The 15,697-nt window shown below is 34.3% G+C and carries 11 protein-coding genes; 1 reads left to right on the plus strand and 10 read right to left on the minus strand.

From position 1 onward, the window contains the following. Positions 1 to 27: 27 nt before the first annotated feature. The 10 genes from HYN56_RS09625 to miaB all read right to left on the minus strand — a co-directional run bounded on the left by HYN56_RS09625 (position 28) and on the right by miaB (position 12,604). The gene (locus HYN56_RS09625; RefSeq protein WP_109191978.1) at positions 28 to 2,391 is read right to left on the minus strand and encodes a hypothetical protein; all 2,364 of its coding nucleotides are present in this window, start codon (positions 2,389 to 2,391) and stop codon (positions 28 to 30) included. Between the two features lie 474 nt (positions 2,392 to 2,865). After that, positions 2,866 to 4,065, minus strand: coding sequence for an alkaline phosphatase family protein (locus HYN56_RS09630; RefSeq protein WP_109191979.1), 1,200 nt, complete (start codon positions 4,063 to 4,065; stop codon positions 2,866 to 2,868). A 366-nt stretch (positions 4,066 to 4,431) separates the two neighbouring features. Next, a complete protein-coding gene (gene groL / locus HYN56_RS09635) occupies positions 4,432 to 6,063 on the minus strand; it encodes a chaperonin GroEL (RefSeq protein ID WP_109191980.1) in 1,632 nt (543 codons plus the stop codon). Between the two features lie 86 nt (positions 6,064 to 6,149). Further along, entirely contained in the window at positions 6,150 to 6,425 is a 276-nt protein-coding gene (locus HYN56_RS09640) for a co-chaperone GroES (protein WP_008467105.1), read from the minus strand. 144 nt (positions 6,426 to 6,569) lie between these two features. Continuing rightward, positions 6,570 to 6,911: a preprotein translocase subunit SecG gene (secG, locus tag HYN56_RS09645; RefSeq protein ID WP_109191981.1), complete on the minus strand. Its 342-nt coding sequence runs from the start codon at positions 6,909 to 6,911 to the stop codon at positions 6,570 to 6,572. A gap of 3 nt (positions 6,912 to 6,914) precedes the next feature. Then, complete coding sequence (locus HYN56_RS09650; protein ID WP_109191982.1) at positions 6,915 to 8,663, minus strand: tetratricopeptide repeat protein; 1,749 nt, start codon at positions 8,661 to 8,663, stop codon at positions 6,915 to 6,917. A 69-nt stretch (positions 8,664 to 8,732) separates the two neighbouring features. Next, entirely contained in the window at positions 8,733 to 9,251 is a 519-nt protein-coding gene (locus tag HYN56_RS09655; RefSeq protein WP_109194765.1) for an LptE family protein, read from the minus strand. 100 nt (positions 9,252 to 9,351) lie between these two features. Beyond that, positions 9,352 to 10,611: a sigma-54 interaction domain-containing protein gene (locus HYN56_RS09660; RefSeq protein WP_109191983.1), complete on the minus strand. Its 1,260-nt coding sequence runs from the start codon at positions 10,609 to 10,611 to the stop codon at positions 9,352 to 9,354. A 93-nt stretch (positions 10,612 to 10,704) separates the two neighbouring features. After that, positions 10,705 to 11,043, minus strand: coding sequence for a GxxExxY protein (locus HYN56_RS09665; RefSeq protein ID WP_394336281.1), 339 nt, complete (start codon positions 11,041 to 11,043; stop codon positions 10,705 to 10,707). 115 nt (positions 11,044 to 11,158) lie between these two features. Further along, on the minus strand, positions 11,159 to 12,604 hold the full coding sequence (gene miaB, locus HYN56_RS09670; protein WP_109191984.1) for a tRNA (N6-isopentenyl adenosine(37)-C2)-methylthiotransferase MiaB: 1,446 nt from the start codon (positions 12,602 to 12,604) through the stop codon (positions 11,159 to 11,161). 573 nt (positions 12,605 to 13,177) lie between these two features. On the opposite strand from miaB, the gene topA reads away from it, so the two are divergent. Then, entirely contained in the window at positions 13,178 to 15,694 is a 2,517-nt protein-coding gene (topA, locus tag HYN56_RS09675; RefSeq protein WP_109191985.1) for a type I DNA topoisomerase, read from the plus strand. The last annotated feature ends 3 nt before the right edge of the window (positions 15,695 to 15,697 follow it).

A 15,697-nucleotide genomic window follows, 5' to 3' on the forward strand; every position in this document is an offset into this window, starting at 1 on the left:
TAATTATCAAATTTTCTAATTGACACATTAAAAAATCCCTCCAATAGGTACTTTTTTAACCTCCGAAATTAATTGTCCGTCATTAGTAAAACCTTCAATTACAACCTGTATTTCTTTTTGCTGATTCTTTGGAATTTTAATTTGATAGTCCGACTGATCATTTGGTTCGATGTTTGGAAACCAGCCCAATGTGCCGAAATAATTAAACTCATCCTGATTTTCGAGTGGAGCAGTTTTGTAAGTGAAGTTTTGTGCAAAACCTTTTGTTACGATGAGTGTTGTAAATTTCACTTTGAAATAATCGTTTTTTTGCCCGGTTTTCATGAAAATCTTAATTGTTCCATGTCCTGTTGTAGAAGTATCAGAACTTCCGGTCTGATCAATATAAATTTCATCTATCTGATCTAACGTAAGATTGAAAAGCTGATTGAAATCGAAGAGCAAAAAATTATCAATATATACATTTGGAGAACTCGCTGATTCACCCAAATAAGCGCCTCTTCTCTCTTTTATATAGACACTGAAGTCAGTTTGGTTTATACCTGTATTATAGCCGTTTGAAGAGAGAAAATTTAATACAGTTCCGTATTCTTTGCCATCAAATTTAAAAGCTCTTGCCATAGGGCTCATATCGTCTTTATGAGTAAAAACCTCTTTTTTAAAGTTGTTTTTTATTGCAACTTCTTTTAATTCAGTGGCTTTCGCTTTAGGAGGTTGGAAATTAAAAACATTGTCAGCGCTTTTGGTTATAGGGCAAAAGGCTTTTTCAAATGATGGTCCTAAAACAAATCGAGGTTCATTTCGGGCAATTCGTGCTTCTATTTTAGTAGTTTGAGTAACGTTTTTTTCATTGGTCATTTGTAAAGCTAAAACAGTCGAATCCTGAACAAAAAAATGTTCGAATTTAAAATCATTATTCTGGTCGATAGTGGTTTGGTCAAATAAATTGTTTTTTAATGCAATAAGAGAGATTTTGTTTTGAGAATTCGGTTTTAGTTCTTTTTCTACTTTTCCATTTATTGTAACTCCTTTTTCAAATTCAAAACTAATTTTTGGCGGTCCCGATTTGATATTTTCCCATAAATATTTCCCTTTGTTCTGATTAAGTAATAATAGCTCTATATCTTGTCTTCGGGTTTTGTTTTCGGGATCAAAATAAAAATAAGTATCAGATTGTGGTTTTTCTAAATAGGCATTTAGGTAAAAAGTGCCTGAAATTGTTTTCTTCTGATTGAGAAACATGCTCTTTTCAGGAAGGACACTAATGCTTAAATGTGCTTTATTAACGTCAGTTTTTCCAGATAATGTAATACTGTCATTAGATACTATTTTTGTGTCTAGTGTTGTAGAAGGATTTTTGCCTTCTTCAATATAAGTTAATCTTTCTGTGATTTCATTTAAATCCTCATCCAGAACTCTGATTGTATTTACTCCATTTGATAAATATTTTTTGTCGAAATAAAATGGTTGTTCCGTTTTGTTATTGTTGAAAGTAACTTCTTGCTGCATCGAGCTTCCGTTTTGTTGAATCAGTACAGTGAATTTTTTATTTTGATAAGACTGAAGCCCTTTTTCATTTGTCTTTAGAATAACAAGCAAATTGCTTCTTCCGGGATTATTAGGAGCGCTTAATATAAGTCCGGTTTCAGAAATTTTCCCCAGAGGCTGTGTTACTTTTAATTTTTCATTATTTATTTTAATGGTATATTTTTCGTTCAAATCGGCCTTTAAATAAAAAGCTCCGTTTCCCATTTGATTGGTGCGGAAGTGTGTGATTTCATTTGATTTGGAATCTAAAACAATGCCATCCGATATTTCTATTCCCACTTTATTACAGTCTGTGATTTTAATTCCAATCATGTTAACGATACCATTTAGTATAATTCCACCTTCGGGGAATAAGGTTATTTCTGCTGTTTTCCAGTTAGGTTCATTGACTTGAAATGTATATGGACTGTTTTTGTCGATAATTTCAATGGTCTGATTAAAGGAGTCGTCCTCTCTGAAATTATTCATCCAGTTGGTATAGAAATGAAAATGATATTTACCGGGTTTAAATTTTTCAGTTAAATGAATTCCACCTGAAAAAAGACCGTTTTGAGCAAAAAGTAATTGTTTAAGAACTATTTGTTCTTCTTCATTATAAACAACTAATTGGATATTTGCAGTATTGCTGTTAGGGATATTGTTGTTTTTGCTGAGAACGTATCCTTTGAAGGCAATATCTTCATTGTTTATGAAAAGATTTTTATTGAATTGTACATGGATAATCTCGCGATCCTGAGAAAAATAATCATTAAGGTATTTCGTGATTTTCTCCTGATTGGAAATAGGTTGTGCGAAAGATTGTAGGCAGAATAGAAAACTAAAAAACCTGATGATTAATTTCATACAAAGAAAATATTAAAGGCTATTATGATGTTTGTAATAATAGGTTTAAATTTAATTGTAATATTAATCTGTAAAGGTTAAAACATTCATAATGTTTTAAATATTTTTTGAAAAGAATGAATATTTATCAAATTCAAAGGCTTTGATATTGTAAATCAAAAAAATAACAAACGTTCAAACGAAATTAGGACAAAGGAACTGGTTTTTTATTAGCAGTATTTTAATTAGATAATGTGGTAGTTAGAAAATTCCAATAGCGGAAATTCCAAATTCCAAATACAATGATAAACCTGTCAGGTTTATTATTTTATTGAATTGCCTCCAGATTTATCTGGAGGTTACTTGTTAAAACATCAAAAAGGCTTTAGCCAAACTACAAAGTTCGGCTAAAGCCTTTTCTTCTTTAAGAGGATTTTTATTCCTCCAGATAAATCCGGAGGCAATTCAATTTGATTAATTTAAAGAATTATCTAATTATTTAAGCATCGATTTTACATCGCTAAACTTCCCATCAATCTCACCAACCTGTAAACCTAAAATATGAGCAATTAAAGGATAAACAGAAACATTCTGAAAGGTTGGAACAGTTTTATCTACTTTGAAAGCTGGGCCTTTTGCGTAAAAAATAGCATGCATGTCTTTTTCGTTGTTATCATATCCGTGAGTTCCGCCATTAATATGAGTACTTTCTTTACTTACTAAACTCCATCCTTTATCAGCTTCAACTACAAAATCGTGTACTCTTGGATTGGTTCCGTAATGTAATCTTTTTGGAACTTCAGTTGATTTCCAGAATTTGATATGAGGTACTTTTTTCAAAGCATTGGCAATAGAATCCTGAAATCCGGCTTTTGCCTGTAAACTCATAATTGGATTTACAACATCTTTATAGCCTAACCATTCCGGTTTTAAATAATCTAAAACGGCTACTTTTTTATCGTTGCTTATACTGGCCATTCCATGATCAGAAACGATAATTAAATTGATTTGTTTGCCAATAGGTAACTGATCTAATTTTCGGGATATTTCTCCCATAATAGAATCCATTTTGATGACCATTTTTTCGGTTTTTGGCGAAAACGGACCAAAATTATGTCCTGAATGATCTGGTTCGTCAAAATATAAAGTAACCAGATGAGGTCGTTGTTGTTCGGGTAATTGCAACCATTTTAAAACCGTATCGATTCTGGCTCCGTATGGGATTTTACCATCGTAATTTTTGAAATAACTCGGATTTCTTTTGTCAATATCAGAACCAGGCCAGAAGAAAGAGGCCGTTTTTACGCCTTGCTTTTCTGCCAAATTCCAAATCGGATTTCCACCATAAAAGCGGGAATCATTTTTGGCTTTGCTTGACAATGAAAACGCCTGATCTAAAGAAGCGTCATAAAAAACATTATTGATAATTCCGTGGTGATCTGGATAAAGTCCTGTCACAATTGAATAGTGATTTGGAAAAGTTTTACTTGGGTAAGAAGGTTTCATTGATTTGGCATGAACGCCTTCTTTTGAGATTTGTTTTAAGTTTGGAAGATTATACATTTTGCCATAATCCCAACGAAACCCGTCCATAGAAATTAAAACGACATAACTGTCTTTACTGTTTTGGGCTTGTGAAATAAATGAAATTGTGAAGAAAAATAAAGATAGGAGCGCAGTAAAAGATTTTTTCATTTTTTGAATTTATTATAGCTACAAAGGTAAGAGATAACAGATTTTTTAAAGAAAAAGAGAATGTTAAATAAAAAATAGGTTGCCACTAATTACACTAATTTCCACGAATTGTTTTTCTTTTTAGCCACAGATTAAAAGGATTTTTATTTTATGCACATCATAGAATTATAAAAATTAAATTAATTTGCTTAAATCTGCAAAATCTACGTGAAAAGTTTTTAGTGTATCCAATAAAGAAATCCTTTTAATCCGTATAATCTGTGGCAACTTATTTTACACAAAGCATTAGTGGAAATTCGTGCAATTAGTGGTAAAAAAAAGCGCCAGAAGTAAATCCGGCGCTTTAAGTTTTAAGAAGAGAATGAATTACATCATTCCTGGCATTCCGCCTCCCATTGGCATTCCGCCTCCGGCATTTTCTTCTTTAATATCAATTAATGCACATTCTGTAGTAAGGATCATTCCGGAAACAGAAGCAGCATTTTCAAGAGCCACACGAGTTACTTTTTTAGGATCGATAATTCCTGCAGCAAGCATGTCTACATATTCGTCAGTTTTTGCGTTGTATCCAAAATCTCCAGAACCTTCAGAAACTTTAGCCACCACAACAGAACCTTCAAGACCAGCGTTTTCAACGATAGTTCTTAATGGAGCTTCAACAGCGCGAGAAACGATTTGGATTCCTGTTGCTTCGTCAGCGTTATCCGCTTTTAAGTCAGCTAAAGCAAGTTTAGCTCTTAATAGCGCCACACCACCACCGGCAACGATTCCTTCTTCAACCGCAGCACGAGTAGCGTGTAAAGCATCATCCACTCTGTCTTTTTTCTCTTTCATCTCCACTTCAGAAGCAGCACCAACGTAAAGTACAGCAACACCTCCGGCTAATTTAGCCAAACGCTCTTGTAATTTTTCTTTATCATAATCAGATGTAGTAGTTTCCATCTGACCTTTAATTTGGTTTACTCTGTTTTTGATGATATCCGCTTCACCTGCACCGCTCACGATAGTTGTATTGTCTTTGTCGATAGAAACTCTTTTTGCGTTTCCTAACATTTCGATAGTTGTATTTTCAAGAGTATAACCTCTTTCTTCAGAAATTACAGTTCCGCCAGTTAAGATTGCGATATCTTCTAACATTGCTTTTCTTCTGTCTCCAAAACCTGGAGCTTTTACAGCAGCAATTTTAAGAGCACCTCTTAATTTGTTTACTACTAAAGTAGAAAGAGCTTCTCCGTCAACATCTTCAGCAATAATCAATAATGGTTTTCCTGATTGAGCAACTGGCTCTAAAACCGGAAGTAATTCTTTTAAAGAAGATACTTTTTTGTCGTATAATAAGATGTAAGGAGAATCTAATTCAACTTCCATTTTTTCCGGGTTTGTTACGAAGTAAGGAGAAAGATATCCTCTGTCAAACTGCATTCCTTCTACAACGTCAACAAAAGTGTCAGTTCCTTTAGCCTCTTCAACAGTGATAACACCTTCTTTTCCTACTTTAGCAAAAGCAGTAGCGATTAACTCACCAATAACTTCGTCATTGTTTGCAGAGATAGCAGCAATTTGTTTGATTTTGTCTGAATCGCTTCCAACTACTTTAGCTTGTTTTGCCAAGTCAGCTACGATTGTTTCAACAGCTTTGTCGATACCGCGTTTTAAATCCATTGGATTTGCACCTGCAGCAACGTTTTTAAGACCTTCTTTAACGATAGCCTGAGCTAAAACTGTAGCAGTTGTCGTTCCGTCCCCAGCTAAGTCATTGGTTTTAGAAGCGACTTCTTTAACCATTTGCGCACCCATATTTTCTAATGCGTCTTTTAATTCGATTTCTTTTGCAACAGAAACACCATCTTTAGTAACTGTAGGTCCACCAAATGATTTTCCGATAATTACGTTACGACCTTTTGGTCCAAGGGTTACTTTTACAGCATTTGCTAATGCATCAACACCACGTTTTAGTCCGTCACGTGCTTCAATATCAAATTTTATATCTTTTGCCATTTTGAAATTTTGTTTAAAGTTTGATTTGTTTCAAGTTAATCACAGTCTTAATTCTTAATACTGATTACTTAATACAATATGTTTTTTTAGATAATTGCAAGGATATCGTCCTCACGCATAATTAAATAATCAGTACCTTCTAATTTTAGCTCAGTTCCTGCATATTTGCCATAAAGAACAGTATCACCAACTTTTACAGTCATAGTATGATCTTTAGTTCCGTTTCCTACTGCAACTACAGTTCCTTTTTGTGGTTTTTCTTTGGCAGTATCTGGAATAAAAATACCTGAAGCAGTTTTGGTTTCAGCTGCAACAGGCTCAATAAGTACGCGGTCTGAAAGCGGTTTAATGTTTAAAGCCATGATTTTATATTATTATAAGTTATACATTTTTTTCTGTTCTATAAACTTTCAGAAATTGTGCCATGCTGGTAAAACTGACATTATTTCTTAAAAAAAATGCCAGCTTTGACAGGCTGGCATTCGATTTTTTATATTGAACTAAAATTATTTAGTTGCTGGTGCTGCCGGAGCAGGAGTAGTTCCTTGTGCTGGAGCTGCCGGTGCGTTTGCAGGAGCTTCCGTTTTTTCAATAAGTTTAGAATCTGTATCGCTTAAAGCTCCTGAGAAACTTAAGCTTGAAAGTAAAATTAGCACAATTAAAACAGTAGCTAAAGTCCAAGTACTTTTATCTAAAAAGTCAGTTGTTTTTTGTACTCCACCCAACATTTGAGTTCCGCTGATAGTAGAAGATAATCCTCCACCTTTAGGGTTTTGTACCATGATAACTACGATCAATAGAAAACAAACTATTGTGATTAAAACTAAAAAAATTGAAAATGTGCTCATTACTTAATTATTGTTATTGTTATTTTGTTGTAAAATCTTTATATCCGATATGCGGTCTGCAAAGAAAGTAATTTTTTCTGGATATTTCAAAATTAATATTTCATATGCCTGAATTGCCTTTGTATATTTCTTTTGTTCCAGATATACTCTGGCCAGAGTCTCGGTCATTAGGTATGAATTATCCTCCGGAGCACTTTCAATTTGGATAATTGGAGCATTATTTCCGGGTTTAATTGGAGAAATTTTAGGGTTATTTTCGATAAACTTATCGATTATACTAGCCTTTTTTTGTCTTTCTTCTTCTTGTTTTGCTTTTTCTTCAGCTTCTTTTGCTTCTTTTTCTTCTGGAGAAAGATCATTTGAGCGGTCAATCGGTTCTGTTCTAGATAATTGAAGCCATTCTTGGAAAGAGTGTTTTTCTCTTAATGAAAAATCTAAAGGCTTGCCAATTTCTAAATGTTCTGTTGCTGTTTTTACAGGCTCAGTGGTTTCTTCTTCAATTTCTTCTTCAGTCTCTTCAATAATTTCTTCCTGAACTTGTTCTGCAGCTTCTTGTTCAATGATTTTTTCTTGAATGTCCTCTTGAATTTCTACTTTAGGAATTACTGTTTCTGCTTCTTTAATAGAAGAAAGAATAGATCTTTCAAGTGGATTTAACTTAGGTTCAGGAATTATCATTTCTTCGATAACGCCTTCTTCCTCTTCTTCAATAGCATCTGAAGTTGACTGCTCAACAACAGCTTCAGTTTTAGATTCTTCTTTTTTTACAGGTTCTTCAGGCAGTGTTGTTTCAGCTTCTTTAATAGAACTTAAAATCGAATTTTGAATACGATCAAATTTAGGTTCTTCCTGAGTTTCTTGTATAGGATCTTGTGTAGCAAGAGTTTCGGATACTTTAATAGAACTTAGAATCGAATTTTCGATACGGTCAATTTTAGTTTCCTCAAATTTTGGTTCTTCCACTTTTTCTGATTCTGTAAAAGAAGAAATTTCGTTTTCTTCTACAGATTCTATAATTTCAGAAACAGTAATCGCATCGGCTTTCTTTTTCTCTTCAATAACAGGTTTTTCATAAGTTACCAATTGCGCTTCTTTGATAGCCATAAAAATAGAAGGATCTATTTCAGGAAGCGTTTTAGGTTTTTCTTCGATTACCGGCTTTTCAAAAGTTACAGTTTGTGCTTCTTTTATAGCAAGAAAAATAGATGGATCTATTTCCGGGATAATTTTAGATTCAGTAATGTTTACAGGTTCGGTGATTTCCAGAGGTTCTTCAACTTTTAAAATTTCCTCCGTTTTTACCGGCTCTTCTGTTTTGACAAACTTTTCGGTTTGTGCAGATTGTTCAACAGGGATATTTTGGTTTTCTTTAGAATCAGAAACAAGCTGTTCTTCCGGATCATTCTTTTGAAGCGCTTTTCTAATTTGTTCAGGAGAAATAATTTCGCTGTCAAAAACGGTAATTTCCAGTAAATCTCTTAGTTTTTGTTCGTAGAAATCATTCTGGACAGATGTAAAAGCTTCAGAAGTAATAAAATCAAATAAAACAGAACGATCTGAAGTATGTGCTGCCGTAACTTTTAAAGCATAATTATACTTAAAACTGTTTTGATTGTAAAGCCCTTTTAATCGTAATGCACGTGCACTTTGGAAATACGGAAATTCATTCAAAACACTTCCTAATGCATCCGCCTGCTTTTCTGTAATAGCATCCGGTTTGTTCATTAAGTAGGTATAATCGGTAACGTTCATTTTTTTTGTTTAATTGTTTATGGGTTTAGTTGCTTTTGATGTTTTTTATCGGTTTAACAAATAAACATTTTACCATTTTGCCAGTGATTCATTAAAAATGTCCTGCGTGATTCTTTCAAAAATTGTTTTAATAGCGTCGTTCAATGTAGTTCCTGTTGGAAGTTGTTGTCCCGGAAAATCATAATAGAATTCGAAAGGTTTTTCAAAATCGTCTGTTTCTTTTTTCTTATTTGTAAATCTGACATTGATACGAATAGATAAACGGTTTTGAGCTGCTCCCATATTACCACTGGCGTCTGCAGCTGTTGCTGTCATTGGCGTAATTCTGTAATCTACAATTTCTCCCTCGTATGTTAAGTCACCATTTACGCTTACTAAGTTTAAATTGGTCTGATTCATGATCAAATCCTGTAAGGCTAATGTAAAAGTTCTGTCAATTCCGGGTTCTACTAAATCTGCATTGTTTTGGAAAAAGTTAACCTGAAAAGTTTTGGCATCGATTTTACCTGTTCCGGTAAAGTTGTAGACAGAACAACCACTAAAAGTTGTAGCAATAAATAGGATAAAGATATATTTTAAGTATTTCATTTTTTTGTTTAAGTATTGTTTTGTCGGTTTTTCAGGGCTTGGGTCAAAGATATTCATTTTAGTTTAAAACATTTCGTGTCTTAGTGCCTTTGCGGCAAAACTATAAATCGAATTGTTTGATTTTACGATATAAAGTCCTTTCGGAAATACCTAATTCATCTGCAGCAGCTTTACGTTTTCCTTTGTTTTTTTCTAATGATTTTTTGATCATTTCGATTTCTTTCTGTTCCAGACGTAAAATTTCTTCTTCTTCTATGGTTTCAGCAAATAAATAATTATCGTCTTGTATTTGATAATTGTCTTCGCGAACAGCAGGAGTTGTCATAACAGCGGTTCTTGGTTCTTCTTCAAAATCAATTTCGTTGTCATTTTCCTGATTTCCGTATATTTTCTGAATTAAATTCGGATTGATGTCTTGTACTTTAGAAGTGCCGTTTTTCATTAATTCTAAAGTCAGTTTCTTCAAATCATTCAAGTCACTTTTCATATCAAAAAGGACTTTGTACAAGATGTCTCTTTCTGTGCTAAAATCACTTTCTTTTTTACTGTCGTTAATAACAGAAGGCAGATTGCTTCCTTCTGATGGTAAATAAGATTTTAGAGTTGCCAGACTAATATCACGATTGGTTTCTAAAACAGAAATTTGCTCAGCTACATTTCGAAGCTGACGGATGTTTCCGCTCCATCTGAATTTCTGTAATAATTGTACAGCATCGTCGTCCAGGCGTAAAGGAGGCATTTTGTATTTATGAGCAAAATCGGCTACAAATTTTCTGAATAATAAGTGAATGTCGTCGTTTCTTTCTCTTAAAGGCGGTAAAGTGATTTCAACTGTACTTAAACGATAATACAAATCTTCACGGAATTTTCCTTTTTCGATTGCATTAAACAAATTCACGTTTGTTGCGGCAACAATACGAACATTGGTTTTCTGAACCTGAGAAGAACCTACTTTTATAAATTCACCATTTTCTAAAACACGCAACAATCTTACCTGAGTTGTCAACGGTAATTCACCAACTTCGTCCAAGAAGATAGTTCCGCCGTCAGCTACTTCAAAATACCCTTCACGAGTGCTTGTTGCTCCTGTAAAAGCGCCTTTTTCGTGTCCGAATAATTCACTGTCAATGGTTCCTTCCGGAATCGCTCCACAGTTTACAGCAATATATTTACCATGCTTTCTGTGTGAAAGCGAATGTATAATTCTGGGAATATTTTCTTTACCAACACCACTTTCCCCGGTTACCATTACTGAGATATCAGTCGGAGCAACCTGAATGGCTTTTTCGATAGCACGATTTAATTTCGGATCATTTCCAATAATCTCGAATCGTTGTTTTATTGCTTGAACTGTTTCCATGTAGATTTTTGTTTCAAGTTTTTACACTTTGGCTTATATTTTTTTTTCTTTTGCCACGAATTTCACGAATTTCCGCGAATTTTTTTAATCAAACTAATGAATAACTCTTTTATGCTGTAATGACTTTTTACTAAAGTTAACGATAATTCCTAAATCGCTATCTGCTAGTTTTAAATAATTAATTGTTTGGGCAACATATTCATCAGCTATATCTTTGGATGCTTTTACTTCCAGGATAATCTCATTATAAACTACAAAATCAGCATAGAATTTATGTGCTAAAACAATGTCTTTATATTGAATATCGTATTGTTTTTCACGTTCAAAAGGAATATTATGCTTTTTAAACTCATACTCTAATGCATCTTTGTAAACAATTTCAAGAAGTCCGCCGCCTAATATCCTATGAACTTCCATGTAAATTCCAACAATTTTATATTATTCTTCTTTTCTGTATAATTCCATAATTTGTTTTTTAAAACAAATCTATTGTTTTTTTTTTGAAAGAAAATTCGTGTAAATTTGTGAAATTCGTGGCAAACAAAAATTAATTCATGCTACTCAAGCCAACTGCTTCTCCCTTAAGAGTTCCAGAAGTACAGCTTGTAATTTTTACGTTTACGAAATCTCCAATTTTATAATTCTCCTTTGGAAAAACAACCGTTATACTTTGAGAGTTTCTTCCCGAAAACTCTTCTTTTGATTTTTTAGAAACTTTCTCGACTAAAACTTCAACGGTTTTTCCAACAAATTCCTCGCTTCTAAACCAGGCATGTTTTTGTTGTAAATCGACAATTTCCTGTAATCTTCTGGCTTTGGTTTCTTCTTCGACGTCGTCTTTCATTTTTCTTCCGGCCAAAGTTCCAGGGCGTTCAGAATACGAATACATGTAGCCAAAGTTGTATTTTACGTATTCCATCAAACTCATCGTATCTTGATGGTCTTCTTCTGTTTCTGTTGGGAAACCAGCAATCATATCCTGCGAAATTGAAGCATCGGGAACAATCGCTCTAATTTTATCAATCAAAGCCATATATTCTTCACGAGAATGCAGACGATTCATTTCTTTTAAAATTCGGTTACTTCCAGACTGAACCGGTAAGTGAATATGTTTACAGATATTTGGATATTTCGCAATAACATGTAGGATACTCTCGTGCATGTCCTGTGGATTCGAAGTTGAAAAACGGATTCTCATTTTAGGGAAACCAACAGCAACCATTTCTAATAATTGATCAAAATCAACTGCAGTAGCTTTTTGCATTTCAGAAGCGTTTACGAAATCTTTTTTCAATCCGCCGCCGTACCAAAGGTAACTGTCAACGTTTTGCCCAAGAAGCGTAATTTCTTTAAAACCTTTCTCCCAAAGATCTTTAATCTCATTCATAATACTTTGAGGCTCACGGCTGCGTTCACGTCCGCGTGTAAAAGGTACAACACAGAAGGTACACATATTATCGCATCCACGAGTAATCGAAACCAAAGCGGTGATTCCGTTACTCATTAAACGAACAGGCGAAATATCTCCGTACGTTTCTTCTTTTGATAAAATTACATTAATCGCGTCACGTCCTTCTTCAACTTCAGCCAATAGATTCGGAAGATCTTTATAAGCATCAGGACCAACAACAAGATCGACTATTTTTTCTTCTTCCAAAAACTGACTTTTCAAACGTTCCGCCATACAGCCTAAAACGCCCACTTTCATTTTCGGATTCGTGCGTTTTACCGCATTATATTTTTCAAGACGTTTACGAATAGTTTGTTCTGCTTTGTCACGGATAGAGCAGGTATTCACCAAAACCAAATCGGCTTCTTCCAAAACCGAAGTAGTGTTATAACCGCCGTCAGATAAAATGGAAGCTACGACTTCACTGTCCGAAAAATTCATCGCACAACCGTAACTTTCTATAAAGAGTTTTTTAGTATTCTCAGGTTTATTTTCCAGAACAAGACTTTCGCCCTGTTTGCTTTCTTCAATAATCTTTTCCATTGTAAAATTTCAAAGTGCAAAGATAGGGTAATTGCATCTAATATGACAAGATGGCAGAAAAAAGATTTTAGATTTTAGAGTTTAGATTTCAGATTGTTGAAATTTGGTGAATATGGAGATCTTTTCAGATCTGTTGCCAGAATCTAAAATCTACAATAAAATAATAAGGAGCTATTTCCAGCTTTCCACTTCTTGTCCTCATAAAAAAAGCAAAGTTTCTAATGTTGTAAAAAGAGCTTCCGTTGGTCGCTTTTTTACAACAAGAAACTTATGCTTTTTTTACTCCGGGCAATCCGTTGCAATCTGGGCTAGGTCAATCCGTTTTAAAAGAAAGAGTTAGAATTTAATTTAAGTGAATGTTTTTTGCAATCTAAAATCTGAAATCTAAAACCTACAATTGAAAAGGAGATTTCTCGGTCAGAAATCATTAAAAGTTATACCTATATATATAATCGAGATTATTACAGATAAATCTGCAATTTTAAGTTTCATAATATCAAAATACTTCAAAAATGCATTCGTAAGGTTAATATTTAAAAAAAATAAATACTTTTGTTGCAGAAAAATAGAGCAATGGCAAAGAATTTAGTAATAGTGGAGTCACCTGCAAAGGCGAAAACGATCGAGAAATTTCTCGGAAGTGATTTTCAGGTGGAGTCTAGTTATGGTCACATAGCCGACTTACCATCAAAGGAAATAGGAGTAGATGTAGAAAATGGTTTTAAACCTAAATATGAAGTTTCTCCGGATAAAAAAGCCTTGGTAACGAAACTAAAATCACTTTCTAAGAATGCCGAAACGGTTTGGTTGGCATCCGATGAGGACCGCGAGGGAGAGGCTATTTCATGGCACTTGGCGGAAGAATTAAAACTGGATAAAAAAAAAACCAAACGAATTGTTTTTCACGAGATTACAAAATCTGCGATTCTTAAAGCAATCGACAATCCAAGAGAAATTGATTATAATTTAGTAAACGCGCAACAGGCACGTCGTGTTCTGGATCGTTTAGTGGGTTACGAATTATCTCCGGTTTTATGGAGAAAAATTAAAGGCGGACTTTCTGCTGGGCGTGTACAATCTGTTTCAGTACGTTTAATTGTAGAGAGAGAACGCGAAATACAAAGTTTTAATGCAGTTGCAACGTATTCAATTGTTGCCGAATTTGTAAACGAAGCCGGAAAAGCTTTCAAAGCAAAATTGCCGAAAAACTTCAATACTAAAAAAGAAGCCGAAGATTTCTTAAATCAAAATATCGGTTCTAAATATAAGGTAGCAGATTTAGAAACTAAACCTACCAAAAAATCTCCAACAGCACCTTTTACAACTTCTACGTTGCAACAAGAAGCGGCAAGAAAATTATACTTGCCAGTTGGAATCACCATGCAGTTAGCACAACGTCTTTACGAAGCGGGACTTATTACTTATATGAGAACCGACTCTGTGAATCTTTCTAAAGAAGCAATGGACGCAGCGCAAGCAGAAATAATCAAATCTTACGGAAAAGAATTTTCTAAGCCGAGAGTTTTTGCTAATAAAAACAAAGGAGCACAAGAAGCGCACGAAGCAATTCGACCAACAGATATGTCTCGTCACACTGTGAATATTGATCGTGACCAGGCTCGATTATACGATTTGATCTGGAAAAGAACTTTGGCTTCACAAATGAGCGATGCACAGTTAGAAAGAACAAACGTAAAAATTGAAGCAGATAATCATGATGAAATTTTTACAGCTTCAGGAGAAGTATTGCTTTTTGAAGGTTTCTTAAAAGTGTACTTAGAAGGACATGATGATGATGAGGAAGAGCAAGAAGGTATGCTTCCGGCTTTAAAAGTAAACGAAAAACTGGCTAATAACTATATTACAGCTACAGAACGATATTCAAGACCGCCTGCACGCTATACTGAGGCATCTTTGGTGAAAAAGTTGGAGGAACTTGGAATTGGGCGTCCATCTACATATGCGCCAACAATTTCTACGATTATCAATAGAAATTATGTTGAAAAAGGAACTTTAGAAGGTGTAGAACGTAACTATACACAGCTTATTTTACAAAACAGCAAATTAGGAGAGAAGGTTCTAAAAGAAAATACAGGTTCTGATAAAGGAAAATTAGTTCCAACTGACATCGGAACAATTGTTACTGATTTCTTAGTAAAGAATTTCGGAAACATTCTGGATTATAATTTCACTGCAAAAGTAGAACAGGATTTTGACGAGATTGCCGAAGGAAATATTGACTGGGCAAAAATGATGCAGGATTTCTACAATCAGTTTCATCCAAATGTAAAAGAAGTTGAGGCAAATGCGGAACGTGAAAGCGGGGAGAGAATTCTAGGAAAAGATGCTGACGGAAGACAAGTTTCTGTTCGTTTAGGAAAATTTGGGCCAATGGCTCAGATTGGAGAAGCAGATGACGAAGATAAAAAGTTTGCCAGCTTAATGGCAGATCAAAATATAGGAAACATTACACTTGAAGAAGCTTTGAATTTGTTCTTGCTTCCAAAAAGTTTAGGAGAATATAAAGGAGAAGAAGTGGAGGTAAATAACGGTCGTTACGGTCCTTATGTTCGTCACGGAAGCGTTTTTATTTCATTGCCAAGAGGAGAAGATCCTTTAAATGTTTCTAAAGAAAGAGCTCAGGAATTAATTGACGAAAAAGCACTCGCTGATGCGCCAATTGCAGTTTATAAAGGAGAAGCAGTTCAAAAAGGAGTGGGACGTTTTGGACCATTCATTAAATGGAACGGACTTTTTGTAAATGTGAACAAAAAATACAATTTTGATAATCTTTCACAAGCTGATGTTGAGGAGTTAATCGAAGAAAAACTTCAGAAAAACATTGACAAAGTTATTCATAATTGGGAAGACGAAGGGATTGTAGTAGAGAAAGCTCGTTGGGGACGTTCTGTAATTCTAAAAGGAAAAATCAAAATTGAATTGAGTAAAGATGTTGATGCTACTAAGCTGACATTGGCACAGGTTCAGGAAATGATAGAAGCAAAAGCACCTGCAAAGAAAGCAGCGGCAAAAAAAACGACAACAACTAAAAAAGCGCCTGCTAAAAAAACAGCTGCTAAAAAGAAATAAATA

This window comes from Flavobacterium crocinum (assembly GCF_003122385.1).
Lineage (GTDB): Bacteria > Bacteroidota > Bacteroidia > Flavobacteriales > Flavobacteriaceae > Flavobacterium > Flavobacterium crocinum.